The sequence below is a fragment of the Microcoleus sp. w2-18bC1 genome (assembly GCF_036700365.1).
Taxonomy (GTDB): Bacteria; Cyanobacteriota; Cyanobacteriia; order Cyanobacteriales; family Microcoleaceae; genus Microcoleus.
Genome location: NZ_JAUBOS010000034.1, coordinates 16,328 through 41,888, shown reverse-complemented (window position 1 = coordinate 41,888; position 25,561 = coordinate 16,328). Strand labels below are relative to the sequence as shown.

Genomic DNA, 25,561 nt, shown 5'->3' with positions numbered 1-25,561 from the left:
TTTCCTGCCACTAATACTGCCAGTGACAGTTGTTATTGTTCCTGCACTATTAAGAATGTCAAAGTTAGTGGTCTGATTAGCAACCACAGTAACAGGTTGAACTGGAGTCAAACGAGTGAAGTCTGGGGGAACAATTTCTTCAACAGTATAGGTGGCGGGGAGTAAATTTGGGAAAGCATAACCACCTAAACTATCTGTTTGAGTTGCTGATTCTAGGCTATCGAGTTGACCGTTGTTATTCTGATCTAAAAATAGGGTGACACCTGACTGAGGTTGATCTGATCCCGCTTCAAGCCTTCCGTTACGATTGAGATCGTTAAATTTTCTTCCACTAATACTGCCAGTGAAAATTGGTGGTATCTGTGCAAAATTCTGACGATTAACAATGTCAAAGTTAGTGGTCTGATTAGCAACGACAGTAACAGCTTGAACTCGAGTAAGACGCTCGAAACCTGCGGGAACAATTTCTTGAACAGTATAGCTGGCGGGGGGTAAATTTGAGAAAAAATAACCACCTAAATTATCTGTTTGAGTTTGTAATTCTCCGCTATCGAGTTGACCGTTGTTATTCTGATCTAAAAATATGGTAACACCCGGCTGAGGTAGATCCTCTCCCGCGTCAAAAATTCCGTTACGATTGAGATCGTTGGTAAATTTTGTTCCTTGAATACGGCCAGTAAAAGTAGGTAAAGGTTCTGGACCAGGAATATTAATTTGTTGAGCAAACTTCAGGTTATTCGTTAAAGTTGCTAATCCCCCTGTCTCAAGTGTGCTGTTGTTATTACTATCTAAAGCTGAAATGAGGTTATTGCTGGGAAGTAAGGTTAAGTTTTTCATTTTTTTGAGATTGGTAGAGAGTTGTTAGAATTCAATGGCTTGTCATTGGATCTTTTTTTGAGTAAGATTCAATGATTTAGAAAAAATAATCGAGAAGGCAAAAATCGCTACTTTTTTACCACTACCAACTTTCACATCCAGATTCATCAATAAGGACTCCGGTTGGACAATCTCTGAGTTGTGATTCTACACGATTAAATATTTTATACACATCCTCAATGACATCTGCCTCAGCTTTATTTGCCCGTCCTCTAGTAATTACCGAAGGATTGACAGGTGGCGGATTAAAAGTTAGTCTAATCTGCTTAGCTTCAATTTGACTAATCAAATAAACCGCTTGAATTCCACAACTACTACTAAGATTTAACTCCGCATCGATGCAGTAATTATCCCCTTGCCTTCTTCCAGCAGCATGAATCCCAATTAATTCTCCATGTTGATTAAAAACGGGACTGCCACTCATCCCCGGTTTAGTCCAGTTATCATACATAATGTTATACCCCCCATTTGAAAAGGGAGTATCATCAACTTTAACTAACTGACCTGGACTAAAAACACGCACAGTACGAGCAACCCCTCCTTCTGGTTCAGGCCAACCGGATAGATAAACGGGCTCATTAACTTGAATCTTTTCAGAATTATTACTCATAACAGCAATTGGATAATCCTCATTACTGGTGAATTTGAGTAAGGCGAGGTCAAATCCTCCGATGGGTAAATCCCAAGACTGATAGTTCCCAAATCGAATGATATTATCCCCAACATCGCCAACTTCATGAAATTTTTCATCCCAGGTCACAACCCCCCAAATAGTTCCACTGTTAGGTTGTTCAACAACGTGGGTATTGGTGACTGCATAATAAGTATTACCCTTGCGGGCAACAATCACACCCGAACCTGGATTAAATGTTTCTAGCCCTCCATCACTTTTTTTTAAAGCTTTCCCAATTAAAACTGTAGTTTGCGAAGACATCGCATCGATATCATCGGGCATAATTGCTTGAGAAGGTGGACTTAATAGAATTAAGCCGATCGCTGTAATTAACGCTAAAAACTTCGATAAAATGCTAGAGCCTCGACGGGATATAATCATAATTGTTAATATCATCAATTCTACTTGTATAAAAACTCTTGCTCCCATTTCTAAAATAATGTTTCTGAAGCCGGATGAGTTTTGGGTTTCTGAAACCGCGATATGGGAATTGCCCAACTTAAGGCTTCCATTTGTTGAAATAGCTTTTCTGAAGGAACTGTTCCATCCTCAAATTTAAACACATCCATTCCTTGAAACGGATACTTAAGACGACCATTAATGCCAATTAATCTACCATATTGATTTAAAACTGGTCCTCCACTCATGCCATCTTCAACTTCATTGGTGTAACCGAGTTGGTATCCTTGGGGAAGCGTTCGGTTCAATAGCATTCCCACCTTTCCCACCGTTAAACGGTACGCTTTATTTCCCCAATCCTTTGTACTTAAAGGTGAATTTTGGTTGGGCCAATACCAATTCGGGAATCCAGAGGCATAAACTAATTCTCCGAGTGCAAGGGGTTGTAAATCTAGGGTAGCGACTCGATAAGATTGGTTACTGGTAAACTGAACTAAGGCTAAATCTAAGTCGGCGAACTGAACAGACCGCCGCCATTCAGCGTGATAGGATTGACCGTCTGAGGTAAGAACCGTGTATTTGTTGTAATAGCTATTCTCCACAACATGATAGCAAGTCAATACTGTATAGGTTTGTCCTTGGCGATCGATAATTACACCCGATCCTAAACCGGGTTCTGTTAGGATTCTAACGGTAACTTGTCTAGCAATTTCAGGAACTGATACCCCGACTGCCGGTAAACGGGAAGTTAGTGTTTGGGAGGGTTGAACGGTTGCGATATTAATGATGGAACTCTGGGGATGAGTTGGAAATGGAATTTCCCAGCCCCTAGACAATTCCTGCAATACCGGACTAACGACGAATAATTGTAACCCAATTAAGGTAGATAATAATTCCATTTTGAGCCAATCAACATCAAGTTTAAAAGAGTAGGGGATGCCTCTACAGGACAGCCCCTACAAAAGATTCTTTCTGGTTAATTTTTGGGGATTGATTACGACAAGAGATTAGAAGATCGTCTCATTGGGAGCAGGTTGAGATGGAGACTGAGGTGCATAGGTCGGGTCGGAAGTTCCTAATTCCTGGTCTAAATCACTGATATCGACTTGTATTCCCTCACCACGATTTTCCCGAATACCACTTGTTCCTTTTGTTGAAAAATTCGTTATCTCTTCCAGAATTTGTCCAACGCGAGGTCGATTTTCGGGCTTGAGGGTAAACAACATATTGCCGGAGTTGCACTGAGATTGACCCGTTCCTAGAACACAAATCACCAGATCCCTGTTGACAATTCCACTAAAAAAACGCATTCCTGCAAAAGTTCCTCCATTCGCCATGACAGCATTGTGCAGTTTAGAGGAAACCATTTGGCAGCGGGTTTCAGGAGTATATTGTTCTCCAAAGTAATTTGTAGTCCATGTAATAATGGGTGCTTGTCTGCCATTCTTTTCAGCGACTGTTACTGTACCTGCACAACGAACAGTTGTCATTGCTGGGGGGAGAACTTGACGAGTTGGCTGTAGTGGGATGCCGCCGGCAGGAGGATTGGAAGGCCCAATTCGTTGAGCTTGGGCTTCACTGGTTAACGTCACCATACCTGCAACAGCCATTGCTAAACATGAAAGGGAAGCGAGCGATTGAAATTTCATGATGTTTTTTTCCTAATAAAATAAGCGAAAGCATTGAATAAAAGCACCCAGGTTCTCGAGTTGTTACTATCAATTAATCCGCAACTTTTTACGGCTTGTAACAACACCTCAGAATATTGGTCCCTCGTCAGGCGGTGTATTGACTGGTCCAGGAGTGTAGATGGGTGGGGAAACAGCATTCTGGGGCAAAATCTCTCCCGTTGTGCGATCGTAGGTGTAGTTTCCAGCCGGTACTGCTGAAGTCGGTTGAATGCAGTAAACTTTGGTCGCTTCAAAAGCAATCCTCACCACAGCCGTGACTGCATTACAATCGACGAGAGTTGCTCTCCAACTATTGATCGTTGCAATATAGGGATCGGCAGGTTGTTTGCGGGTTATCTCATCTTTATCTTGATTGTAAACCCACTCTCCCGGTCCTCCTACCCAATTCCTTACACATCTTTTTTCACCTCCAATGTCAATTACTGCAACGACATCAGGGGTACTGCAAGCTGTTGAGATTAAGTCGTGTTTTTTCAGCACCTGATCTGCAGAAGACAACTGTTGTTGGGGTCCCACCACAGCACCATTGCGTTTAACAAGAAGGGTGATGCTGTAGTTTCCAGGTTGATCGTTATAAGAAACTACACGAACTTTCCACGTCCCTCCAGTATCAATAGAGTTTTGCGAAAAAACTTCCTTTGTACCTCCATTTAAGTCTAGATCAATAGGACCTATAGATGGCTGATCGGGCGGATACACCATTAACACAATATCAATTGCAGAGCCTTGCTGGGTCACACCTGTGATTTGAATATCATCACCTGCTACTGCTTGAAAGCTGTACTCTATTCCGGGACGAGATTTACCAGAAATAAAAACAGGATTGGATGAATCATCGATTCTCCCAGTAAGAGTCTTGGTGGACTCTAACGTCTGTGCCATAACTGTGCTGTTAAAACCGGCTGTGGTCGCACCGATCAGAGCAGCAGTTAGAGCAATTCTTTGAAACTTAATGTATTTCATTGTCCTTATAACCTCCACATCCCGACTATAGATTAGATACCCAACTGCTGTAGGACTATATTGGCAATTGTTACAAAAGTTTAAAAAAATTAATTTATTCAGAGTCAAACTCCGAAGTTTAACTTCACTGTATTGTAATGCTTTTGCTTTGGAGGCGCTTGTTGCCCCTTGAACGGTACAGTTGGCATTTTCCTAAAAATTATCGCGTCCAAACTTTTGCAAGAGGTTTATTGTTTACTGTAGTTTAGACTAAAAAATGAGTGCAGCTAAAAGTGGCTGCCTTTGAATATCCGGGAAGCTGTTGCTCAAAAACTCAATAAGGAAGAGATTAAACAACTAATTTTGAAGACTTTTTGCGTCGAGAAACCCGTTTTTTCACAGTGGGATAACACGGTGCCTTAGTACGTATCCTTCCTTTTTCCCAGCCGGGGGATTTTCCCCTCTGTTTGGGCATTTTTGCGGGAGTACCAATGTCAACTAAAACCGACAACATTGATTGGGCAACACGTCCAGGCGTTAAATTAATCGTAGCAGATTGCCAAGGTAACACATTCTCGATCACTAAATCCCTAGCCAGCCAGAGTTGCCAACTCATCAATGGCATTAAATCACTCCACCGCTCGGATTGTTCGGGAGTTCTCAAGTTAGGCAATGTCCAATGTAATCGCTGCTTGGCAAACCTATACCAATGATCCACCCCAAAGCGTCGTAAATACTTAAACCAAACTGTTTCTAGAGGAAGAGTTCGTTCTCCCACCCAAGCCAACCATAAGGGTGGAAATGGTTGACCATTTGACATGGGCTTCATTCTTTCGATCTGGATTAAATTAACTCTCTGTTCAGGCGCACGATAAAAATGTAAGTCAACCCATTGTCTGACTTGGACTTGTCCCAACTGTGGATGTTCGTCAATTTCGATCGCAGCATCCGCTTGGAGCCATGTAGTTGGGTCATTCAGCCTCATTTTTGGCCCGTGTTTCCGTGGTCTGCCGCGACCACTATAGGCTGGTGGTGCCGACCACAAGCAGGCATTCTTTCGGACTCGCATTAAACAATCAGCTTGAATGTCTGCTTGCGCTAATACCCAATTTGCATTGCCATATTCTCGGTCTAAGACTGCTAATACTGGATGGAGGCTCTGTTCACAGACAAGTTTGAGTTGGGAAGCTGCTTGTAGTATGGGTGAAGACCCACTACTAATTCGTTCATGGAGTAGGGGTAATGCCCAACTTCCTTGAGCTTCGGGTATCCAGGCAATGGTACTGTACCCCTGTCCAATAATTACGCCCTTGTGATATTCATGGGTTCTGTCTTTTAAGGTTTTGGCCTCTGGTCTCCCCCACGCAGTATGATCGATCGCCACTAATATATGTTCTGTTGCAGGTATTTGCTGTTCTAATTGCTCTCGATACAACTCCATCAGTTTTTTTCGGTCTGGTCTACAGTCTTGTAAGGCTTCATAGATACTTGACCATTGTCGATTGAATAGCGGGCTGAGTGAAAATTCTGCTAAACATGACGCATTTCTGGTGGTCATCACTGCATCCATCAGCTCGAATGTGGCATCTTTCGCGACTACCAATAACTCGTATGCTGCTTGACGAAATTTCCTTAATCGTTCACTGTTCATTTAGGGAGTGGATAGGTTTTATTTTGCACCCTCATTCTCTCCCGGCGCGGTGGCTCTAGTTCTTCTTTGGCCACCGTTCTCATCTTTAGTTAGTCTAAACTACAGTTGTTTAAGTACCGTTAAAAAATTCAAGAAAATAGCAGAAAAGCTTAGGGGTATTTGAAGCGAAACCTTCAAAAAATCCCATCCCTTTTTAGGGGGTGGGAGTGTTGAAAATTCTGAATTTTTAGTCCTCAGTCCTTAGTCCTCATTATTCAGTAGCAATTAATCAATAACTGGGTTCGTACCCAACTATTAATTATTCTGCTAGCAACCAACTGATGACTAATGACCAACGACTGATGACTAATAACTTAAGCTTGCCGTGAGTAGTATTCCACCACTAGCAGTTCGTTAATTTGTAGAGCAATCCACTCGCGTTCGATAACGCCGTTAACTTTGCCAACCAGTTTTTGCTTATCAAATTCCAAGTGATTCGGCAAGTGAGCCAAGCCTGGGTCTTTGAGATTAGCTTCTACCATTGTGCGCGAGCGCTCTCTATTTTTCACAGCAACCACATCACCAGGCTTGCACTGATAGCTGGCGATATTGACTTCACGGTCATTGACAGTTATGTGACCGTGATTTACCAATTGTCTAGCGGACGGAATGGTTGGAGCCATTCCCATCCGAAACACAGTATTGTCCAAGCGCATTTCCAAAAATTGCAGTAACACTTGACCTGTGGAGCCCGTGACACGGCGGGCTTTGCGGACGTAACGGAGCAATTGGCGTTCCGTCACACCGTAATTGAAACGGAGTTTTTGCTTTTCTTGCAAACGAACCGCATACTCAGAGAGCTTTTTGCGGTTTTGACCGTGCTGTCCAGGCGGATAATCTCGTCTGGGGGTTTTGCGGGTTAGACCCGGCAACTCTTTCAGGCGACGGACGATTCTCAATCGGGGGCCTCGATATCGAGACATTTATTTTCCTCTCTAATATCTGTATGCAATATTTATGCAGACTCTATATTATATGTTGGTAACGGTCAAAATTAAAATAAAGATCGATAAAAAAACGATCGACCGCAGCGCGATCCATAATGTGCGGTAAATTCTGAAGGAAAAGCCGATCGCTCGATCGCCCCAATCAGCCAAAAAAACTCACTACTCGATCTGCCATGCACAACCGCAATTTCTCCCGCACTTCTTCCCCAAAGCCAGCACCGACAGGCTCAAACCCTACCGCGCGCTGGATATTGGCTCTCGGCAGGCAGCTAGCAGCACTCGGTTTGTTGGCAACAGCACTGCCAATCTCACCAGCATCAGCCATCACTATTAGAATCCCTCGCTCTAGGAATCCCTATCGCGTCTGCGCCCTGGAACTAATCGAAGCCGGAGTGGGGGCAGAGGCAGCCGCCGCCGCTTGTGCTGACGCCCTCCGCCCCCGCGATATATCTAAATGCGCCCTCCAAATCAACCGCAAAACCAATATTTCGGGTGTCGAAGCGCTCTCTAGCTGTCGGCGGGTGAGGCGTCCCCAAGAATTGGCTACTTGCGTAGTGAATATTAACGGCAAAACTCGAACTCAACCTGCAGATCCCCTGGTAGTGCTCGATGGATGCCGCCGCAGTTTATTGCCACAACAGTTTGCTGAATGCGTAGTCGGTTTGAGCGGCAGGCTCGAATTTCCCACTGACAGGTTAATCACCACTTGTCTTGACCCCAGGGACAGCGTGAGCCAGTTGGACGGGCGTCCTGCACCTACCCCTCCTGTGGAGCTAATTTCACCGCCTTCGCCCCTCAATTAATTTGTCAGTTGTTAGTTGTCAGTTGTTAGTTGTTATTTGTTAGTTGTTATTTGTTATTCCACAGCTATTAGCTACTGCCAATCGCCAACTACCAACCGCCAACTGCCAACTGCCAACTGCCAACTGCCAACTGCCAACTGACTTCTTCCTTCTAATCAAATGTCAGAAATTTTTGCTCAAATTACAATCGAAGAATTAGCTCGCCAATTAGCAGAAACCAATGCTGAGAAATTGCAGCTTGTAGACGTGCGGGAACCTTACGAAATTGAACTCGCGGCGCTGCCGGGATTTGTAGCTTTTCCGCTGAGCGAGTTTGCCGAATGGTCTGGTGAAATTGACGCTAGACTCGATCGCGACACCGAAACCCTAGTTCTGTGCCATCACGGAGTGCGATCGGCTCAAATGTGCCACTGGTTAGCCACTCAAGGATTTACCAACGTTAAAAATATCGTTGGTGGCATCGATGCTTACTCAATGGTTGTCGATCGAACCGTCCCCCGCTATTAACATCAAATCCAGTTCTTCACTATCGTTTTTTCCAGAGTCCGCGCAGGCGGACTTTGTATGTGTAGAAACGAATTATATTTCCCAGGAATTACCTAATTCACACCAGCAAATCGAAAATTTAAAAGCGTACTCATAGTGAGCCGATCGCGCCCCTGCCTTTTCGAGTCATAAAGAGCTTCATCAGCCGCCAGTAGCAGGGTGATCGCATCATTTTCCTCGCTCGGAACAACGCTGGCAATTCCCAAACTAATTGTTACCACAGAATTAGGTAGACCGTCAAGACTCTGCGGGTTAAAAAAAATATTCAAAGCTTTCACTTTCGCTCTAATTTGTTCGGCAACAACCAGAGCCGCCGACCCATCAGTTTCCGGTAAAATCACAGCAAATTCCTCGCCCCCGTAGCGAGCAGCTACATCAGCAGGACGCTGGAGCGATCGGCGAATTGTCTGAGCTACCGATCGCAAACACTCATCTCCTGCTTGATGTCCGTAGGTATCATTATATATTTTGAAATAATCGAGATCGCACAAAATTAAAGATATCGGAGACCCCTCTCGATCCATGTGTTTCCACTCCATTCGCAAGCAACTATCAAAATACCGTCTGTTGCCAATTTGAGTAAGTTCGTCCACATTCACCAAAGCTTGCAGCCTTTGATTTTCTTGCTGCAACTCCTCAAAACGAACCACCGACAACTTGTCCTCGCACAAATTTTGCCCTTGAAAATACAGGCGGTATAATTCGCAAGACAAACTACAGTTATTTCCCTCTAATTTGACAAGTCCCATGCTGTCTAACTGATAAGCCATCAAAGGTTCGAGGTGAATGCTATTTTTAGCATCGACAACTTGTTGGAATGCGGAGGCGAGTTCGGGCTGCTGTTGAATGGCGATCGACTGATTTTGCAAATAGTCGCTATAAATTCCGCTGTGAGTAGGAGCTGCTGTTAAAAGTTCTGCCAACTCGGCTCGCCCCAGTTCCTCCCCAGGCTCATCCCGATCGACGGACAGGCGATTTTGTTGCAAAATTGCCAGGTGATACAGCGCTAAATGCACTAAATAAGGATGCCCGCCTACCATGTTAATTAATTGCTCGATCGGCTCGCTATTGCTCCAGTTCAGTCCGTGTCTGCACGCCAAATCTTTAATTTGTTCAGCAGTAAATTCTGAGAGTTTAATCGGCATTCCTACATTAAATGGAGATTGATTAAGCCTCAAAGCAATATAAATCTCTGTCGAATGAATGACAACTATGCGGAGTTTTTGCCAAGTGGTGCTAGCGCGAGCTTGTTCATACCAAAAACGGATCATCGAAAGAAAATCTTGAGCAATATTGGTGCGTTCAAATACTAGATTTATTTCGTTGATTACCAAGACAATGGGACTGTCAATTAGTTCGAGTAAATAGTTTTCAAAGTAAATAGTGCAGCTTACCTTGCTGCCCATATCTTCATCCCAGAATTCATCAATATTTGGTTCTAGTTTGAGTTGCCGAGCGACATTGACACAAAACCAGCGCAAAAATTTATCTAAACTAGCAAAAACCGCTGTGTCGGCTTGCTGAAAGTCTACAGTTACTGTGCGGTATTCACGATCGACTGCCGCGTGAATTATCCGCAGCATCAGCGAACTTTTGCCCATTTTTTTTGGAGCTTTAATGCGAACCATGCCTCCGGGTTTGCTAATTTCTGCAAAGGCCAGGGCTTCGGCCCCTGATCGATCGATATAAAATCGAGAGTCAAGCGGTATGGGGCCGCCGGGAAATTCTAGATTGGCAACTGTTTGGATCAAGTTTGGTGATTTTTGGAGTCCTGGCATAGTCATTGCACAAGGCGATACCCTGACCAAAAAAATGGGATACAAGCCTCCCCCTTCTAGGGGGACTTTCGGTTCGGAATCTCTCCGAGAGGTTTTTGAATAAACAGCACGGCATTTATTCAGGTTGGCTCTACAATGATTGTATGTTAAATCTAACCTACGAGTACAAGCTCATTCCTACCGACGCGCAACGCCAGACTTTCGACCAGTGGCTCAATATTTGCCGCAAGGTCTACAACTTTGCATTGCGAGAACGAAAAGATTGGGTTAATTCTCGTAAGTGTGATATCAATTCGTGCAGCATTAAGCAGGAATACATTATCCCTGCTGATGCACCGCGTCCAACCTTTGCAGGCCAATGCAAATCATTGGCAATCGCAAAGAAGTTAATTCCTGAGTTGAAACTGCCTCACACCCATGTCTTGCAACAGGCGTTGCGCCAATTAGAGGCAGCGTTTGTGGCGATGTGGGAACGAGGACACGGTTTTCCTAGATTCAAAAAGCGGATGCGCTCATTTGTGTTCCCTCAATTGAATCTAGAATCCGTTAAACAGTTTGATGCTACCGATTGGGTCAACCTACCCAAGATTGGAAGCGTCAAAATGCACGTGTCGCGTCCCATCCCTGAAGGGTTTGATGTCAAGCAAATTCGCGTTATTAAAAGGGCTTCTGGCTACTATGCCATGCTCACTTTGCAATGTGATGTCCAAGTGCCTCAAGCCTCACCTTCAGGGCATGGATTAGGGATTGATTTAGGGTTAGAATATTTTTTGGCAACTTCTGATGGTGAATTGATTGATAGACCTCGATTCTTTGTGGATGGACAACGCAAGCTGAAATTGCTGCAACGTCAACTCAAGCGCAAGAAAAAAGGCTCTAGAAAGTTTCGTCAAATTCATCACCAAATAGCCTTGCACTACGAATACATCTCGAACAGTCGCAAAGACTTTCATTTCAAGACCGCACATCATTTATGTACCTGTGCCCAAACAGTATTTGCTGAGGACTTGAACCTCAAAGCAATGTCAGCCGGAATGCTGAGCAAGCACACGCTTGATGCAGGGTTTGGTCAGTTCTTGAATATCTTGAGCCATGTTTGCTTTAAGCGAGGTGCATACTTCGCGTCTGTAAACCCAAACGGAACAAGTCAAACTTGTCCCAGATGTCAAACTCATACAGGCAAAAAAGAACTATCCGAACGGGTACATAGATGTCAAACCTGTGGCTATGAAACGAATCGAGATGTGGCAGCCGCGCAAGTGGTGTTGCAGCGTGGATATACAGCGGTTGGGCAAATCGCAGTGAATTTTGGGGAGGGCAAGCTACGTGAGTAGTCCCAATGAACCAAGAATCCTCGTGCCTTCGGGCCGAGGAGTTGTCAATGTATCTTACCTTTGTCTGGTTAGGGGGTAGACGAGCGGTGTCCAAGATCGATCGACAATCCTACAAAATCTAAGTTTTTAGGGACTTGCCGGAACTCACTTTGCTATAGTAGTGTCACTTTACCCAATCTCAAAACCTGCTTCAACACGGCTCTGCAGACCGACAAAAATTCGACGGTAGCCCAGACCCGATCGTTCTTGGCTTTTACCGGAAAAATAACTCGTTGGTCGTCGATGTCGCGCAGGAAGAGCCCCCATCAAAGGAGAAATAATCATTGTCACGCCGCTACCTGTTTACCTCTGAATCGGTCACTGAAGGCCATCCCGATAAAATCTGCGATCAAATTTCCGATACGATTTTAGATGCCTTACTGACTGAAGACCCCAAAAGCCGCGTCGCAGCCGAAGTAGTCGTCAACACCGGCTTAATGCTGCTGACGGGCGAAATTACCACTAAAGCTCAGGTAAATTACATAGAATTAGCCAGGAAAAAAATAGCCGATATTGGCTACATCCACGCTGACAACGGCTTTTCGGCCAATAGTTGCTCAGTGTTGGTAGCTCTTGATTCTCAGTCTCCCGATATTGCTCAAGGGGTGAACACAGCCCACGAAAGCCGGGAACAATCGAGTGAAGAGGAATTAGACGCCATTGGAGCCGGCGACCAAGGCTTGATGTTCGGCTTTGCTTGCAACGAAACGCCGGAATTGATGCCTCTGCCGATCAGTTTAGCGCACCGGATTTGCCGTCAACTGGCCGCAGTCCGCAAAACTGGTCAGTTATCTTACCTGCGTCCCGACGGCAAAAGCCAAGTTACAGTAGTCTATGAGGACGGCAAACCCGTTGGCATAGATACGATTTTAATTTCTACGCAGCACACCGAGACGATCGGCGACATCACAGAAACAGCAGCAGTTCAAGCCAAAATCAAAGAAGACCTTTGGACTGCAGTCGTCCAACCCGTGTTTGCCGATATTAGTGTGCAGCCAGATTCAGAAACTCGCTTCCTTGTCAACCCTACCGGCAAATTTGTGGTCGGCGGGCCTCAAGGAGATTCGGGTTTGACGGGCCGCAAAATTATTGTGGATACCTACGGTGGCTATTCCCGCCACGGCGGCGGCGCTTTTTCTGGGAAAGATCCCACCAAGGTTGACCGCAGCGCGGCTTATGCTTGTCGCTACGTTGCTAAAAATATCGTAGCGGCTGGTTTGGCCCAAAAGTGCGAAGTGCAGTTGAGTTATGCGATCGGCGTTGCGCGGCCTGTTAGCATGATGATCGAAACTTTTGGCACTGGGAAAGTTGATGACGATCGCCTTTTGGAAGTTGTGAAGCAGCATTTTGAACTGCGTCCTGCGGGAATCATTCAGGCATTTAATTTGCAGAATTTGCCTGCTGAAAGAGGCGGCCGTTTCTATCAAGATGTGGCGGCTTACGGTCACTTCGGACGCACTGATTTAGATTTGCCTTGGGAGGAAACTGATAAGGCGGAACTTTTGAAAGAAGCTTTGAGCCAGAAGTTGTCTGGAGTAGCTGGATAGTACAATTTTGGGGTGCGCGTAGCGCACCTTATCCATAAATAATATCGGGTGCTACCAAGGAATGTAGGGTGCGTACTCCGCACCTAATCAATAAATAATAATAGGCGCTTCTTCGGCGCATCTTATCCATAAATAATACCGGGTGCTACCAATCAATAATAACGTAGCGGGTTCAGTGCCCATCTTACACAAAAAAAGATTAAATAAATAAATGGGATTTTTCACACCTTTCCAATCAGCAATTCGCAGTTTTGCCTCTTCCCTCCAACAGCGGTTGGCGACGACTGGATTTTCTGCACCAAATCCAGCAACGCTGCCCAGTTCGTTTGCGACTAACAATCCTGGTGGAATTCGCGGCGTTTGGATAACCAGCACAGACTCCAAAGTTCTCACATCAAAAGAGCGAATTGCTGAGGCAATGGACTTTCTCGCCGATACGGGATTTAATACCGTTTTTCCTATAATTTGGAGCCAGGGTTATACGGCTTATCCTTCTCAAATTATGCGAGAAAAATTTGGGGTGGAAATTGACTCGCGCTATCAAGGTCGCGACCCCTTAGCAGAAATATGTGTTGAGGCCAAGAGAGTTGGTTTAAAAGTGATTCCTTGTTTTGAATACGGATTTGTGAGTTCTTACAATCGCAAGGGCGGTCATTTGCTGGCGAAAAAACCTGAGTGGATCGCCCGTGATTTCAGCGGCAATTTACTGAAGAAAAATAACTTTGACTGGATGAATTCTCTTGACCCGGAAGTGCAAGAATTTGTGCTGGGGTTGATGCTGGAAGTTGCTAAGAATTATCCGGTAAACGGCGTTCAAGGAGACGATCGCATTGCGTTTCCGGTAGAAGGCGGTTACGACGAAAAAACGGTTAAACGCTATCTAGAAGAGTGCGGTAAAGCAGCGCCGTCGGATTGTAAAGAACAACATTGGCTACAGTGGCGTGCTAATATTATTACTGAGTTTGTAGCTCGTTTACACCGAGAAGTGAAAGCTATTAATCCTGATTTGTTGCTATCGATGTCGCCGAGTCCTTATGACTGGGGGCTGGTGGAATATTTGCAAGATTCTAAAGCTTGGGTTGACAAAAATTTGGTGGATCTGCTTCACCCGCAGTTTTATCGTCGCGATTTTAATGCTTACAAACAATTGGTCGATAAAATGATGTCGGGACAACTTAGCGGGCAGCAAGTAAAGTGCGTGTCGCCCGGTATTTTGTTGACGAATCGAGGCAGCAAATATAGCATAACTCCCGAACTGTTGTTGCAAGTAATTGCTTACAACCGCTCTTGCGGCATTCAAGGAGAAGTGATGTTTTTTTACGAAGGTTTGCGAGATAACGATAACGTTTTGGCTAAGGTTTTGAAAAAAGGGCCCTATGCTCGTTGAGAGATTGTCCCGCCATCAATCTATTTTCGGTTGGCTGGGGTCAATCGATTTTAGATTTTAGATTTTAGATTTTAGATTGAAGTATTGACCCCACGGATAAATTCGGGGGGCAAGTTTCATCCGATACAGGTTTTTTATTTCTGGGTCCTGAGTCTGCGCGTTGGAATGAATCCGGGGGCCTGTATCCTGGATGCTTTTGGTCAACCGCGTCGATCGCTATTTCAAACCCAGTTGGTATAAAATAAGATGTTGCACCATTCTCAATAAGCTGTGATTAACAGGCAAGATGCCTGTTCCACAAAGGGTGAAATTTCTTGTGGAACAGGCATCTTGCCTGTTCCTGACAATGGTGCAAGATGTGAGTATAAAATTATATAGCAGAGCTAGGTCAGTTAAAAACCCAGCAATGCTAAGCAGCAAGCGCTACTCCTTGTCAAGCCGATCCCCCAAACAAACCCGATAATTAATAATTGGGGAGTTGCAAAAATAGTAGAAGAAGACATATTTTAGAAGTGGGTGCAAGCTTTTTTTTAGAAGTAGCGTTTTGTAAACGCCATATTTTTTAAAGACAGTTTAAAAGAGCAATCTCAACCGCTCGCCAAAATATTAGGATAAATCAGTGACCTCAGCAGCAAGCCTCATCCAACAGCTACCCGAGCTCAGCGATGCTCAATTCTATCAAAAATATTTGAAACAAAAACAAGGGATGCACACCTTGGCGACTATATTGCCGCAAGTAGAACAGCAAAGTCTAGCTTTGCGGGCAGTAAAATTAGCTCTAAAAGTAAATTTAAAACTCGGCTCTAAGCTAGCAGGAACGGTAAAGCCAGAATTTCAAACAGCCACCATAAAATTAATCGACAAAATCCCCACTTCGCCGCTGCTCAAAATTCAACTGCTTGCCCTCACAAGTTCCGATATGGCAATTCCGATGCTGGTGGCTGCATTGAACCACAAAGAAAGTGCAGTGCGCCTTGATGGGATTCGGGCGATCGGGAAAATAGGCTCCGAAGCAGCAGTAATTGAATTAGCCCGATCGCTCGAATCCAAAGATTCCCAAATCCAAGCTTGGGCCGCTTGGGCTTTAGGAGAAATTGACTCGAAACCAGCCGCTGTAGCACTGCTCAAAGCCATCAAACACCCAGAGTCTAGGGTGCGCGCCTGGGCTGTTTGGGCTTTGGGCAAAATTAACCGGAAAACAGCCGTCCCCGCGCTGCTGAAAGCCCTCAAACACCAAGACTCCGAGGTGCGCTGGCGGGCGGCCGTCAACTGTGGAAAAATAGGTGTCTCCGAGGTAGTTTCCGGCCTGCTGAATGCCCTCAGAGACGAAAATCACATCGTCCGCGCTAGGGCTGCGGCGGCTTTGGGGAAAATCGGCGATTGTGAGGCCGTACCCGGCTTAATAGAATTGCTTCACGACGATCCAGACTCCTATGCAGTTTCTTTGAGGGCCGCCGAGGCCTTGGGGCAAATTGGCACGGAAACGGCTGTGGCTGGGCTGGTGCAAGCCCTCAACCATGACGACTCAGACGTGCGCGGCAGTGCAGTTTCTGCCTTGGGAGAAATCAGCAGCGAGGTGGCTATGGTGGCCGTAATCCGATCGCTCTCGGATCGAGATATTTTCGTGCGTGGCAGGGCGGCGGTTGCCCTTGGGAACATCAATACAGAGGGAGATGCTAAATTGCCCAAAATGGTGGTCGCGGGACTGGCGAGCGCAATTGGCGACACCGAATCTTATGTGCGGTGGAGAGTTGGTGCTGCTTTGGGGGAAATTGGGACAGAGGAAGCTGTGGCAGGTTTGGTGCGGTTGCTGGGGGACGAAAATTCTGGAGTGCGCCAAAAGGCTGTTAAATCCCTCGGTCAAATTGGCTCAACGGCTGCTATTTTGGCTCTGGAAACAGCTTTAAATCGCGAATTTGCTGACGTTCGTGCGCTGGCCGCTCAATACTTGGCGGATGTCAGGACTGAGGCAGAAACAGTTGATTTTGAACCCTCTGTTTCCCCAGATTTATCGGGTGAAAAACTGCCGAAAATCCTGATTACTTCGGAAGTAGAAGCCAGTGAATACATTGTCGATCGCGCTGCGGGGCGCGAGATTAAATACCTGATCTCGATCGGCAGTCCAGGTGTTCCCGAACCCAAAACTTTTCATCAAATCCCGAACCGAATGTGCCTGGAGTTTAACGACCTCGACACCCCCGTTGACGACCCAGATCAAATCTTGCCTAGCCTTGAGGATGTACTGAAAATTATTGACTTCGCCCTCAAAATGTCGTCGCAGGGAGGCAGTTTGCTCATCTGCTGCCAAAGTGGGATCAGCCGTTCAACTGCCACAGCTTTGATTGTTTGTGCTGCGCTGTTGGGGCGTGGCAAAGAACAGGAAGCTTGGGCGGTTGTGCTTGCCGCCAGACCCCAAGCCAAGCCGAATCGCTGGATGGTACACTTGGCCGATGAAGCTTTGGGTAGAGACGGTAAGCTAGCACTGGCGATCGAATTGACCACCGCAACTCCAGAACTCGCAATCGCCAACAGTTGACCTGCAGAAAGCGGGTTTCTTTTCGCAAGCCCTACAGTTATACTCTACTAACGACACTTCGCCTCAGACTTGTCTTTGCGGGGCAACGATGCCAAAAGTCGATCGCCAGGGTGCAAAAGTTCGATCGGCTGCTGCATTTGTGACATTCTGTGCTATGAAGTTGTCGGATGCTCAACAAAAACCGTCAAGCAATCGTCGCATTGCTGGCAGCCAAAGTCCAAAGCGAAGGAATCGGGTGCATTGTCAACAGACAATATCAGCTTTGGGCTACTCACAGGCAAAACAGGTCTGAGAGAATTTTCTGCCTGTAACATTCCACGCAGGGATAATTCACTGCGGGGATAAAGTTTTATTTTTTTTGCCTGCTGCAGACTTTTACGAGTCGAAAAAGTAATTTGGCAACAGTCCTCAACAGCCTAATTATCTCTTAGACATCAACCGAATTTAAGTTTCTCCTCTGACTCGACCAGAGTTTCAGATGCTTTTTCGCAGATGTCTACCGTCAAATAGACAAGCTTTTCCGTTTGGAGAACTTAAGATCGTGATAGATTTTAACAGAATACAGGGGTTGCATATGTCAAAAATTAACTTGCTAAAAAAAACAGGACACGAAGCAAGTTTCTCGGTTGCCGTTTGGGAAGACCAGGGGGAATTGAATCCAGACTTAGAACCATTTAACCCGCCGAAAACAAACGTGAAAACGCGAAATGTTAACCCAAAAAATACCACTTTAGATAAACAGATGCCAGTTTTTATTTCCGGAGAAGTGGCTTCTATAGAAACCGTGAAGAAAAAAAAATCCAACCATGATTTTGTAGAAAAATTATCCTTAAAAGTCAGCAAAAGTTGGCCATCTAAAATTGGCGGTTTGCCTATCCATCAAAAAATTGGCTACGGGTATTTACTGGCAATAGGAATCGGCTTTCTTGGCTCGCTGAGCGGACTGGTGATTGCCGATTACTACCAAGGACAAGGATTAAAGCAATTCAATGATGCTCATCTACAAGCGCAATTGCTCGGCAATTTTAAAGATGCAGCGCTGGCGGCCCAATTGCAGGGTTCACAGCTAGATTCTTTTGTAGATAATTCGACCAAGCTCAAACAGCAAGAAGAGCAGTTGGTTAAGAGTATTGTTAAGGCGAAAAATCTGCGGTTGCGTATAGAAAAGTTTGCCGACAGCCAACCCGCTTGGCTGGCAGCAAAACCGGAACTTCTCAAGTTTTTGCTGCAAGATTGCACAAAAAAATTAGAAACATACGCCGATACTCTCCAGTCAACCTTGCAGACAATCCAGCAATCGCAACTATCGCCTCCGGAGATAGAGTCTGCCAGAAAATTGCTCGCCATCGAAAGCGGAGAAGGTGTAAAACAGCTCAACAGCAGCCTTGAGGAATTGAGCAAAATCCTCGATATTGCCCAGCAGCAAGAAGGCCAAGGCGGTGAAGTGATGGAAGACGCTCAAGGAATGGAAAAAGCCATAATTATTATTAGTATGCTGCTGTCGGTAGTGGTGGCTGGAATGGTGGCTTACCGGACGAGTCGGGCGATCGCCAAACCTGTGATCAGCGTCACTCAGGTGGCCCAACAAGTAGCCGCTGAGTCTAATTTTGACTTGCGAGTACCCGTCACCGGACAAGGCGAAATCGGATCTCTGGCTGCCTCTCTCAATCACCTAATCGAGCGCGTTTCGGGACATACAAAAGAATTAGAACAAGCTAAGGAAGTCGCCGTCGCGGCTAACACAGCTAAAAGCCAGTTTTTAGCAAATATGAGCCACGAATTGCGGACGCCTTTAAATGCGATTATTGGCTACAGTCAACTACTTTCAGAAGATGCCCAGGATGCGGGATTTGATGAGTTTGTACCCGACTTGCACAAGATTCAGAAAGCCGGCACGCACCTACTATCTTTGATTAACGATATCCTTGATTTGTCAAAAATTGAAGCGGGGGGTATGAAACTCGAAATCCAGGAGTTTGGCATCGAATCCCTGGTTGACAATGTTGCGAGTGCCGCGAAACCGTTAGTAGAGAAAAATGGCAATGTTTTGGAGATTGAGTGCGATCAAACTGTGGGCATAATGCACGCAGATTTCAAAAAAGTCCGGCAGATTTTGATGCACCTGCTGAGTAATGCTGCGAAGTTCACCAAAAACGGCAGAGTGAAACTGAGTGTCAGGCGCATTGAAGGCAGTGGCAAATTGAATACAGCAGGGCGATCGGCGATTGACTATTCAATGGCTGCCGATGAAACTCATTCTGCGGCGATCGCTTGTCCCCTGCTGAATGTTCAAGAGTCGGATTGGATTTGTTTATCTGTTAAAGATAGCGGAATTGGAATGTCGCAAGAACAACAGCACAAATTGTTTGAAGCTTTTGTGCAAGCTGACTGTTCATCAACGCGACCTTACGACGGCGCCGGATTGGGGCTGACACTTAGCCGCCACTACTGTCAGATGATGGGCGGGGAGATTTTGGTAGAAAGCGAAGAGGGAAAAGGGTCTATTTTCACTGTGCGAATACCGGCGGGAAACGGGTGATGTAATGTTTGGGCGAGAGATGTAGGGGGTACGCCGAGGGGCGAAAATGTATGTTTCAAACCTCTGGCTTTATGTCGAAATGCTTTAGTCTTGTCAGTGGGGGCGATCGCACTCTATTAATTCTAATTGGTTATTTTGCCAATTCAAATAGCACAAACCCCTTGCTGCTGAACTCAAACCTAAGTCTATGCCGATAAATTTCATATAGTTCTGGACCCAGGGGTGGTCAGAAACCGGGTTTTTTTGCCAAATACTTCGTTACAGCCGGCAAAAACCGCAAAAAACCCGGTTTCTTTGGCTTTGATGCGTCCACTCAACTTTTCTCCTGTTTCTCATCGGATGGTGGGGACTGTTTTTGCATTTGTTTTTGGCGTTCCCTCACAGCTTGTTCCAAAATGAATGCTGACAAGCCGCTGATTGAACGGCGTTCCTCATTTGCCCACTCTTGAAGCAGGTCATAAATTCCATCTGCTAAGGAGGTTGATACACGTTTAGCCATTAGAAATTGAGTATTTTTTTATTTAGGGCAATCGTCATTGTCCAGTATTGCAGACAATTTTGTCGAATATGCAGCACAATGCTGCTTTTGCACAGCACTATGCGCCGATAGTGCGTGCATATTGTGCTGCATCTAGAGCATTGTGCATATATGGAGCATATATGCTTGACTTGTGCGGCATATATGGATAAAATCTTAGAGAGTCAAAAGCCAGCGCTGAACTTTTGCAGGGCCCGCGCTGGCTAATGGTTCCCCAAATACAAGGAGACAATCCACATAAAAGGAGACAACTACTATGGTAAAGCCTGTGAGCGACGGCAGCGAATATAACCGCGGCTATCAACAAGCTTTGAATGATTTTGGCATTACGCAACTGCTGTCGGGTATCCGCAGCTACTCTGATGAGGATTTTGAGGCCGATCGCGCGCGCATGACTGGGCCAGAGATCGAAAGCTTTGCGGTGTTTCTGATTCTGCGCGTCGGGGCGAATCTCAAAGGTAGTACGATCGCCCGCTACCTCAACACTCTCAGAAAAGCAAATTCTCCGACGATCGCCGATCGCCCCGCGATCGAACTCAACTCAAATTCGCGAGGGAAAACACCTGAAAAGTTAAAGGGGGGCGATCGCAATTCTTGGGCGGTCGTCCGAATTTTACCGAATGCGGAGCACTGTACGATCGCGCGTTTTGTCAATCGGCAAGATGCGGACGATCGGCGGAGGGCTTTGTGTCGGTTTATTCCAGGGGGTGTGTTTGAAGTTGTTATGTGCGATCGCACCTAATCAATAAACACTTGTGGACGGTGACAATTGTAGTCCCTCAGCAATTGAAATCGCTTTTGACTTCTTACTCGTATGTGGCGAAGCGCTCCTGGAATGCCAGTAAGAAATCAAACTACAAAAACTCTCGTCCCAGCAGAGTAGTACCCAAGAGTGCAGAGAATATTTAAGCGGGATATGGAAGAGTGCTCGCTGCTATCATAATACCTAGATACTGTAAAAAAGCGATGGCTGCCAAAGACCGATTCCATGATGCTGTTAAACAAGCTCTCTTGAAGGAGAAGTGGGTAATTACGGCAGATCCGCTGATCCTCAAGATAGATCAGGTGAAGTTTGAGGTCGATTTAGCAGCAGAGAAAGTCTTTGCCGCTGAAAAAGCTGGACAAAAGATTGCTGTTGAAATCAAAAGTTTTTTGAATCCATCAGCGGTGACAGACTTTCATTCAGCGTTAGGACAGTTTTTGAACTACCGCTTAGGATTGCAAATGACCGAACCAGACAGAACTCTATATCTGGCAATTCCTCTCGATATATTTGAATCCTTTTTTCAAGAACGATTCACTCAGGAAGCTGTCAGACAGTATCAAGTGAAGTTAATCGTCTACGAACCGATGCAGGAGGTAATCATCGAATGGAAAGAATAGAAGAGTACCGCCAATTTATCCGCCAGTTGCTAACCACTCATGCCACACCAGAGCAAAATTCAGAATTGGATGTTGAATGTCAGCTTGTGTTCGATACCGAACAAGATCATTACCAAATTTTAGACGTTGGTTGGGAGGGATACAAGCGGATTTATAACTGTTTCATTCACGTAGATATCAAGGATGGTAAAATTTGGATTCAACGCAATATGACAGAAGCCGATCTTGGGCAAGAATTAGTCGAGATGGGAGTACCCAAAGAGGATATTATTTTAGGGTTGCATCCACCTTACAAGCGTCCATATACTGGCTATGGAGTTGCTTAGGAAATGCGTAAGGTTCCCCGCCGGAGTGGAAAAACCTGTTGAAATCGAAATAATCAATGGCTGACGCACGCTATAAGTTAATTTAACTGTCTAACGATTAGCATCGAGACTATTTTGGCATCGAATCAACCAGCCCCGACTTTATTTAGAAGGTTGAGAAGGTTGGGGACTTACAATTAACAATTGATCGCCGGATTGACTTTGTTGAATGGCAATCACGGGCGGGCGAGCGTTAGGGTCTTTTTGCTGTTCATTTGTTAAAGCCGGAAACAGATAAATCCAGTTCCCTCTCTCCAAAAGCAACCGCCAAACTCTAGGGTCTTTGGGATTATTGATATCAGTATAATCTCTTTTGCTCAAATCTGCAAATAGACCTGCATCGCCGATCGCCTTAAATCCTTTGGGGTCTAGTCGGAGTGTTGGATCGTCGAGTTTTCTGCCCAAAGAAATGTTGTCTTGCTTGGCGATTAAGGCAACTGCGGGTAAAGACGAATTTTCCCCGGCATCGCGTCGGGCATCGGCAATACCTTGGTGGTATGCTGACCAAAACAACACTAGCAATACCCAACCGACGATGATAATTTCGTCAACGAGCGATCGCAATAATTTGATAGAGTTCAATCTATTGATATTAAATCGCTGCCAAGATTTCAGGAAGCGATGAAGCAACCCTAATCTTCTTCTGCGAGCAGAGAAACGCCAACGTCTAGCTCTGCGATTAATTTTAACAGCAACTGTCTTGTTTATACTATTAACCAGCCACAAACTGAGGTAAATCGCCAGGGCTGTCAGCAGAAGGGCGATCGCACTTCTGAGTATTGTCCAGCCATCGCCTAAAAATACCTGAAGCGGTACTAGGAAAAACGATTCTACTGGTAAATCGAGGGTAATTACATTTAGCTGAAAGCAGTAAAAATAAGACCAGCGATAAATCCAGCCCGTGAAAAACAAAGCGGCACCGAGTAAGCCAACAACGCTGGCAAAGTTGCCTAAAATATTCGATTCGGGAGTAGGTTGGGGAGAAGCGGTCACGGAATCACCTTCAAGGGATGTGTAGTACAATTTCAAGACATTAGGGGATTAACGCTTATCCTTGAAGGGGGTCTAGGGGACGATGAAACGCAAAACACTTTCATTTCTAGTTGTAGCACTTTTTACGGTAACAGCGGGTATGGCTGCACAAGTTAATGCGGCCAGTCAGGAAGTCCAGAAACAGAATTTGCCATCCGTACAAGCACAGGCTAACGCTAGTCAGCCGATACCCGTAGCGTTGCCGACGCAAGCGGAAATTGTGATGAAAGGGGGCGGAAAAAGAGACGGTCGAGTTGTGCAGATTGACGAGAAAGTGCAACAATTATGGATACAGCTAGGACAGGAAAAGCGATCGATTCCGTTGGGTCAAATTGATAAAATCGTGTTTCCCAAAACTGCGGAAGTTCATATAGATTCTCGTAAAGGGCCAGTTCTTCGGGGCGAGCTCCCGCCAGCTACTAACAATCAAGCCAGATGGAATGGCATTCCCATCAGTGCTTTTGAGCTGAAAGATGCTGTTAAAGGTCAAGCTGTGGTGAATTTGGGGCCGCCTGTCGTGAATCGGGCGCAATTGCGGGGGATTTTGGGAGTCGCGAAAGGCAGGCAATTTGTTGTCGATGAAATGCAATTTGATGTGCAGAAAAAGACGATGACAATTGTTGCGACTCCCTATTGAGTCCGTCGCGGGGTCAGAAACCGGGTTTTTTTACGAAAATATTTCGTGCAGCCTGCAGATTTGGTAAAAAACCCGGTTTCGAGGAGTCGGAGTGCGTAATTCCTGTCTATTTCACTTCAAATCTTGCATCATTCTCGATCTTGCAGTCCTCGACCGAGGACTTAAGCTTTGAGGCAGGGATTTTAACCCTTGCCGGACTGTTGCAACAAATGTAAAATATGAGTGGCACTAGAATTAAAATCCCAACTCTCTTTACTAAAACCAATGGAAACCATAAATCTTAAAGAAGAAGTCCGCAGCTTAATCGATAAATTACCTGAAAACTTTACTTGGTCTGACCTGATATCTGCAATTTATCTGAGAAAAAGGATGCCATCTCAATCAATTCAAATTAAAGGTATCACAGAAACAGTTGAAGCAGAAACTTTGCAGGAAGTTGAAGAATCTTCGCCTACACCTAGCCGATTTGGGAGCGATCGAGGACTAATTACAACTTCTGATGACTTTGATGAACCGCTGGAGTTATTGCCATCACCGCTGGTCGATCGCTTGCTTGAAAAAGCTAAAGAATTGACTAAAGTATCTGCTGAGTTAACTGAAATTATTGCTAAAATTGAGAAAGAACGCCAGATTGAGCAACCTCAAAATTTTTGGGAAGCAATTCAAAAGTTTCGTCAAGAAAACAATCTAGAAGAAGCAGGAATTGAGGCAGAAGTTTTTGAGGGACTCAGAGATTCATCACCAGGGCGCGAGGTTGTTTTGTGAGTTTGCGATTTTTATTAGATACTAACGTACTTTCGGAACCAACTCGAGCAATTCCGAATACAAATGTGGTCAAAATGTTAGAGCGACATAAAGAAGAAGTTGCGACAGCAACAGTTGTATTTCACGAACTTTTATTTGGGTGTAAGCGACTTCCTGAATCAAGGAAACGTCGAATTCTAGAAAGTTATCTCTATGAGACAGTTCGAGTTCAAATTCCTCTGCTACCTTATGATGCTAATGCTGCCATCTGGCACGCGACAGAAAGAGCGCGTCTCTCCAGTATTGGCAAGACACCATCATTTGCAGACGGTCAAATTGCGGCGATCGCTAAAGTAAACGAATTGATACTTGTGACGAACAATGTTTCCGACTTTGCAGATTTTATCGAGTTGAAAATAGAAAATTGGTATGTGTAAATATCGCCTTATCATTGCACAACTAATGGTGGAAGGGATACCCATATTCAGTAAAGATTCTGCGTTTGATACCTATTTTATTAGGCGAATTTGGTGAATTATAAAAAAGATGAAAATAATTATTAGCAGTGTTTTGGTTTTGGGTGTGTGTCTGACTCCTCTGACTGTGCCGGTGATGGTTCAACCGAGTTGGGCGCAAAGTCAAAATTCGCAGGTTGAAGAACTACAGAGACTTCTACTGGAAGCAAAGCAACAGGAAAGGCAAGGACAAAGGCAACAGGCAATACAAACGTGGCAGCAGGTTCTAGCTATTGCACGACAACTTAAATTTAGAAAAATTGAAGCTATAGCACTCAATGAGATTGGTTTTAACTACAATAGCCTCTCCCAACGACAAGAAGCATTGAAATACTATAACCAAGCTTTACCAATTACGCAGGAATTAAAAGATCGCGCAGGTGAAGCTACTATTTTGAATAATATTGGTTTAGTGTACAACAGCATCTCCCAACCGCAAGAAGCTTTGAAATACTATAACCAAGCTTTACCAATTATGCGGGAATTAAAAGATCGCGCAGGTGAAGCTACTACTTTGAATAATATCGGTGGAGTCTACGACAACATCTCCCAACCGCAAGAAGCTTTGAAATACTATAACCAAGCTTTACCAATTATGCGGGAATTAAAAGATCGCGCAG

25 protein-coding genes are annotated in these 25,561 nt (G+C 45.1%); 15 read left to right on the top strand and 10 right to left on the bottom strand.

What is annotated here, in order from left to right:
* From QT979_RS17955 to rpsD, 7 genes are all read right to left on the bottom strand, one after another.
* Window positions 1–837: SdrD B-like domain-containing protein (locus QT979_RS17955; protein ID WP_333311285.1), on the bottom strand; the 837-nt coding region annotated here is incomplete at its 3' end.
* A 121-nt stretch (window positions 838–958) separates the two neighbouring features.
* On the bottom strand, window positions 959–2,047 hold the full coding sequence (locus QT979_RS17950) for a serine protease (RefSeq protein ID WP_333311284.1): 1,089 nt from the start codon (window positions 2,045–2,047) through the stop codon (window positions 959–961).
* A complete protein-coding gene (locus QT979_RS17945; protein ID WP_333311283.1) occupies window positions 1,981–2,847 on the bottom strand; it encodes a serine protease in 867 nt (288 codons plus the stop codon). The genes QT979_RS17950 and QT979_RS17945 overlap by 67 nt, the downstream gene beginning before the upstream one ends.
* Before the next feature lie 108 nt (window positions 2,848–2,955).
* Window positions 2,956–3,597, bottom strand: a complete 642-nt coding sequence (locus QT979_RS17940) for a COP23 domain-containing protein (RefSeq protein ID WP_333311282.1) — start codon at window positions 3,595–3,597, stop codon at window positions 2,956–2,958.
* Window positions 3,598–3,705: 108 nt separating this feature from the next.
* A complete protein-coding gene (locus tag QT979_RS17935) occupies window positions 3,706–4,602 on the bottom strand; it encodes a hypothetical protein (RefSeq protein ID WP_333311281.1) in 897 nt (298 codons plus the stop codon).
* Between the two features lie 328 nt (window positions 4,603–4,930).
* Window positions 4,931–6,232, bottom strand: coding sequence for an NF041680 family putative transposase (locus QT979_RS17930; RefSeq protein WP_333311280.1), 1,302 nt, complete (start codon window positions 6,230–6,232; stop codon window positions 4,931–4,933).
* A gap of 353 nt (window positions 6,233–6,585) precedes the next feature.
* Window positions 6,586–7,194: a 30S ribosomal protein S4 gene (rpsD, locus tag QT979_RS17925; protein ID WP_172190738.1), complete on the bottom strand. Its 609-nt coding sequence runs from the start codon at window positions 7,192–7,194 to the stop codon at window positions 6,586–6,588.
* Window positions 7,195–7,391: 197 nt separating this feature from the next.
* Between rpsD and QT979_RS17920 the strand changes: the two genes are divergently transcribed.
* A complete protein-coding gene (locus QT979_RS17920; protein ID WP_333311279.1) occupies window positions 7,392–8,021 on the top strand; it encodes a hypothetical protein in 630 nt (209 codons plus the stop codon).
* A gap of 159 nt (window positions 8,022–8,180) precedes the next feature.
* A complete protein-coding gene (locus QT979_RS17915) occupies window positions 8,181–8,528 on the top strand; it encodes a rhodanese-like domain-containing protein (protein WP_333311278.1) in 348 nt (115 codons plus the stop codon).
* 92 nt (window positions 8,529–8,620) lie between these two features.
* On the opposite strand, the gene QT979_RS17910 is transcribed toward QT979_RS17915, so the two are convergent.
* On the bottom strand, window positions 8,621–10,345 hold the full coding sequence (locus QT979_RS17910; protein ID WP_333311277.1) for an AAA-like domain-containing protein: 1,725 nt from the start codon (window positions 10,343–10,345) through the stop codon (window positions 8,621–8,623).
* 143 nt (window positions 10,346–10,488) lie between these two features.
* Here QT979_RS17910 and QT979_RS17905 point away from each other — a divergent pair, with 143 nt between their 5' ends.
* The 6 genes from QT979_RS17905 to QT979_RS17880 all read left to right on the top strand — a co-directional run bounded on the left by QT979_RS17905 (window position 10,489) and on the right by QT979_RS17880 (window position 19,727).
* Window positions 10,489–11,679 (top strand): transposase, encoded by a 1,191-nt coding sequence (locus QT979_RS17905; protein WP_333311296.1) that lies wholly within the window; start codon window positions 10,489–10,491, stop codon window positions 11,677–11,679.
* A 323-nt stretch (window positions 11,680–12,002) separates the two neighbouring features.
* A complete protein-coding gene (gene metK / locus QT979_RS17900) occupies window positions 12,003–13,265 on the top strand; it encodes a methionine adenosyltransferase (RefSeq protein ID WP_333311276.1) in 1,263 nt (420 codons plus the stop codon).
* Window positions 13,266–13,476: 211 nt separating this feature from the next.
* Window positions 13,477–14,652: a family 10 glycosylhydrolase gene (locus QT979_RS17895; protein WP_333213192.1), complete on the top strand. Its 1,176-nt coding sequence runs from the start codon at window positions 13,477–13,479 to the stop codon at window positions 14,650–14,652.
* Window positions 14,653–15,271: 619 nt separating this feature from the next.
* Window positions 15,272–17,188: a HEAT repeat domain-containing protein gene (locus tag QT979_RS17890; RefSeq protein ID WP_333213191.1), complete on the top strand. Its 1,917-nt coding sequence runs from the start codon at window positions 15,272–15,274 to the stop codon at window positions 17,186–17,188.
* A gap of 88 nt (window positions 17,189–17,276) precedes the next feature.
* Window positions 17,277–17,480, top strand: a complete 204-nt coding sequence (locus QT979_RS17885; protein WP_333311275.1) for a hypothetical protein — start codon at window positions 17,277–17,279, stop codon at window positions 17,478–17,480.
* Between the two features lie 282 nt (window positions 17,481–17,762).
* The gene (locus tag QT979_RS17880; RefSeq protein ID WP_333213190.1) at window positions 17,763–19,727 is read left to right on the top strand and encodes an ATP-binding protein; all 1,965 of its coding nucleotides are present in this window, start codon (window positions 17,763–17,765) and stop codon (window positions 19,725–19,727) included.
* Between the two features lie 313 nt (window positions 19,728–20,040).
* Here the strand turns inward: QT979_RS17880 and QT979_RS17875 are convergent, their stop codons facing one another.
* A complete protein-coding gene (locus QT979_RS17875) occupies window positions 20,041–20,226 on the bottom strand; it encodes a ribbon-helix-helix domain-containing protein (RefSeq protein WP_333296113.1) in 186 nt (61 codons plus the stop codon).
* 295 nt (window positions 20,227–20,521) lie between these two features.
* Between QT979_RS17875 and QT979_RS17870 the strand changes: the two genes are divergently transcribed.
* The 3 genes from QT979_RS17870 (at window position 20,522) to QT979_RS17860 (ending at window position 21,974) form a co-directional block, all read left to right on the top strand.
* A complete protein-coding gene (locus QT979_RS17870) occupies window positions 20,522–21,007 on the top strand; it encodes a hypothetical protein (protein WP_333213188.1) in 486 nt (161 codons plus the stop codon).
* Between the two features lie 224 nt (window positions 21,008–21,231).
* A complete protein-coding gene (locus QT979_RS17865) occupies window positions 21,232–21,648 on the top strand; it encodes a XisH family protein (protein WP_333213187.1) in 417 nt (138 codons plus the stop codon).
* The gene (locus QT979_RS17860) at window positions 21,636–21,974 is read left to right on the top strand and encodes a XisI protein (protein ID WP_333213186.1); all 339 of its coding nucleotides are present in this window, start codon (window positions 21,636–21,638) and stop codon (window positions 21,972–21,974) included. Before QT979_RS17865 ends, QT979_RS17860 begins: the two co-directional genes overlap by 13 nt.
* A 141-nt stretch (window positions 21,975–22,115) precedes the next feature.
* Here the strand turns inward: QT979_RS17860 and QT979_RS17855 are convergent, their stop codons facing one another.
* A complete protein-coding gene (locus tag QT979_RS17855) occupies window positions 22,116–23,006 on the bottom strand; it encodes a hypothetical protein (protein WP_333311274.1) in 891 nt (296 codons plus the stop codon).
* A gap of 82 nt (window positions 23,007–23,088) precedes the next feature.
* Here QT979_RS17855 and QT979_RS17850 point away from each other — a divergent pair, with 82 nt between their 5' ends.
* The 4 genes from QT979_RS17850 to QT979_RS17835 form a co-directional block, all read left to right on the top strand.
* A complete protein-coding gene (locus QT979_RS17850; RefSeq protein WP_333311273.1) occupies window positions 23,089–23,682 on the top strand; it encodes a hypothetical protein in 594 nt (197 codons plus the stop codon).
* 264 nt (window positions 23,683–23,946) lie between these two features.
* On the top strand, window positions 23,947–24,447 hold the full coding sequence (locus QT979_RS17845; protein WP_333311272.1) for a hypothetical protein: 501 nt from the start codon (window positions 23,947–23,949) through the stop codon (window positions 24,445–24,447).
* On the top strand, window positions 24,444–24,863 hold the full coding sequence (locus QT979_RS17840) for a type II toxin-antitoxin system VapC family toxin (protein WP_333311271.1): 420 nt from the start codon (window positions 24,444–24,446) through the stop codon (window positions 24,861–24,863). The genes QT979_RS17845 and QT979_RS17840 overlap by 4 nt, the downstream gene beginning before the upstream one ends.
* Before the next feature lie 109 nt (window positions 24,864–24,972).
* Window positions 24,973–25,561, top strand: a 589-nt coding sequence (locus QT979_RS17835; RefSeq protein ID WP_333311270.1) for a tetratricopeptide repeat protein, incomplete at its 3' end; no start/stop codon positions are given.

Excerpts from the sequence above, each read along its gene's own strand:
- QT979_RS17945 (WP_333311283.1), bottom strand. The coding sequence starts at position 2,847 with ATGGAATTATTATCTACCTTAATTGGGTTACAATTATTCGTCGTTAGT.
- QT979_RS17940 (WP_333311282.1), bottom strand. The coding sequence starts at position 3,597 with ATGAAATTTCAATCGCTCGCTTCCCTTTCATGTTTAGCAATGGCTGTT.
- QT979_RS17935 (WP_333311281.1), bottom strand. The coding sequence starts at position 4,602 with ATGAAATACATTAAGTTTCAAAGAATTGCTCTAACTGCTGCTCTGATC.
- QT979_RS17930 (WP_333311280.1), bottom strand. The coding sequence starts at position 6,232 with ATGAACAGTGAACGATTAAGGAAATTTCGTCAAGCAGCATACGAGTTA.
- rpsD (WP_172190738.1), bottom strand. The coding sequence starts at position 7,194 with ATGTCTCGATATCGAGGCCCCCGATTGAGAATCGTCCGTCGCCTGAAA.
- QT979_RS17920 (WP_333311279.1), top strand. The coding sequence starts at position 7,392 with ATGCACAACCGCAATTTCTCCCGCACTTCTTCCCCAAAGCCAGCACCG.
- QT979_RS17915 (WP_333311278.1), top strand. The coding sequence starts at position 8,181 with ATGTCAGAAATTTTTGCTCAAATTACAATCGAAGAATTAGCTCGCCAA.
- QT979_RS17910 (WP_333311277.1), bottom strand. The coding sequence starts at position 10,345 with ATGCCAGGACTCCAAAAATCACCAAACTTGATCCAAACAGTTGCCAAT.
- QT979_RS17905 (WP_333311296.1), top strand. The coding sequence starts at position 10,489 with ATGTTAAATCTAACCTACGAGTACAAGCTCATTCCTACCGACGCGCAA.
- QT979_RS17895 (WP_333213192.1), top strand. The coding sequence starts at position 13,477 with ATGGGATTTTTCACACCTTTCCAATCAGCAATTCGCAGTTTTGCCTCT.
- QT979_RS17885 (WP_333311275.1), top strand. The coding sequence starts at position 17,277 with ATGCCAAAAGTCGATCGCCAGGGTGCAAAAGTTCGATCGGCTGCTGCA.
- QT979_RS17880 (WP_333213190.1), top strand. The coding sequence starts at position 17,763 with ATGTCAAAAATTAACTTGCTAAAAAAAACAGGACACGAAGCAAGTTTC.
- QT979_RS17875 (WP_333296113.1), bottom strand. The coding sequence starts at position 20,226 with ATGGCTAAACGTGTATCAACCTCCTTAGCAGATGGAATTTATGACCTG.
- QT979_RS17870 (WP_333213188.1), top strand. The coding sequence starts at position 20,522 with ATGGTAAAGCCTGTGAGCGACGGCAGCGAATATAACCGCGGCTATCAA.
- QT979_RS17865 (WP_333213187.1), top strand. The coding sequence starts at position 21,232 with ATGGCTGCCAAAGACCGATTCCATGATGCTGTTAAACAAGCTCTCTTG.
- QT979_RS17860 (WP_333213186.1), top strand. The coding sequence starts at position 21,636 with ATGGAAAGAATAGAAGAGTACCGCCAATTTATCCGCCAGTTGCTAACC.
- QT979_RS17850 (WP_333311273.1), top strand. The coding sequence starts at position 23,089 with ATGAAACGCAAAACACTTTCATTTCTAGTTGTAGCACTTTTTACGGTA.
- QT979_RS17845 (WP_333311272.1), top strand. The coding sequence starts at position 23,947 with ATGGAAACCATAAATCTTAAAGAAGAAGTCCGCAGCTTAATCGATAAA.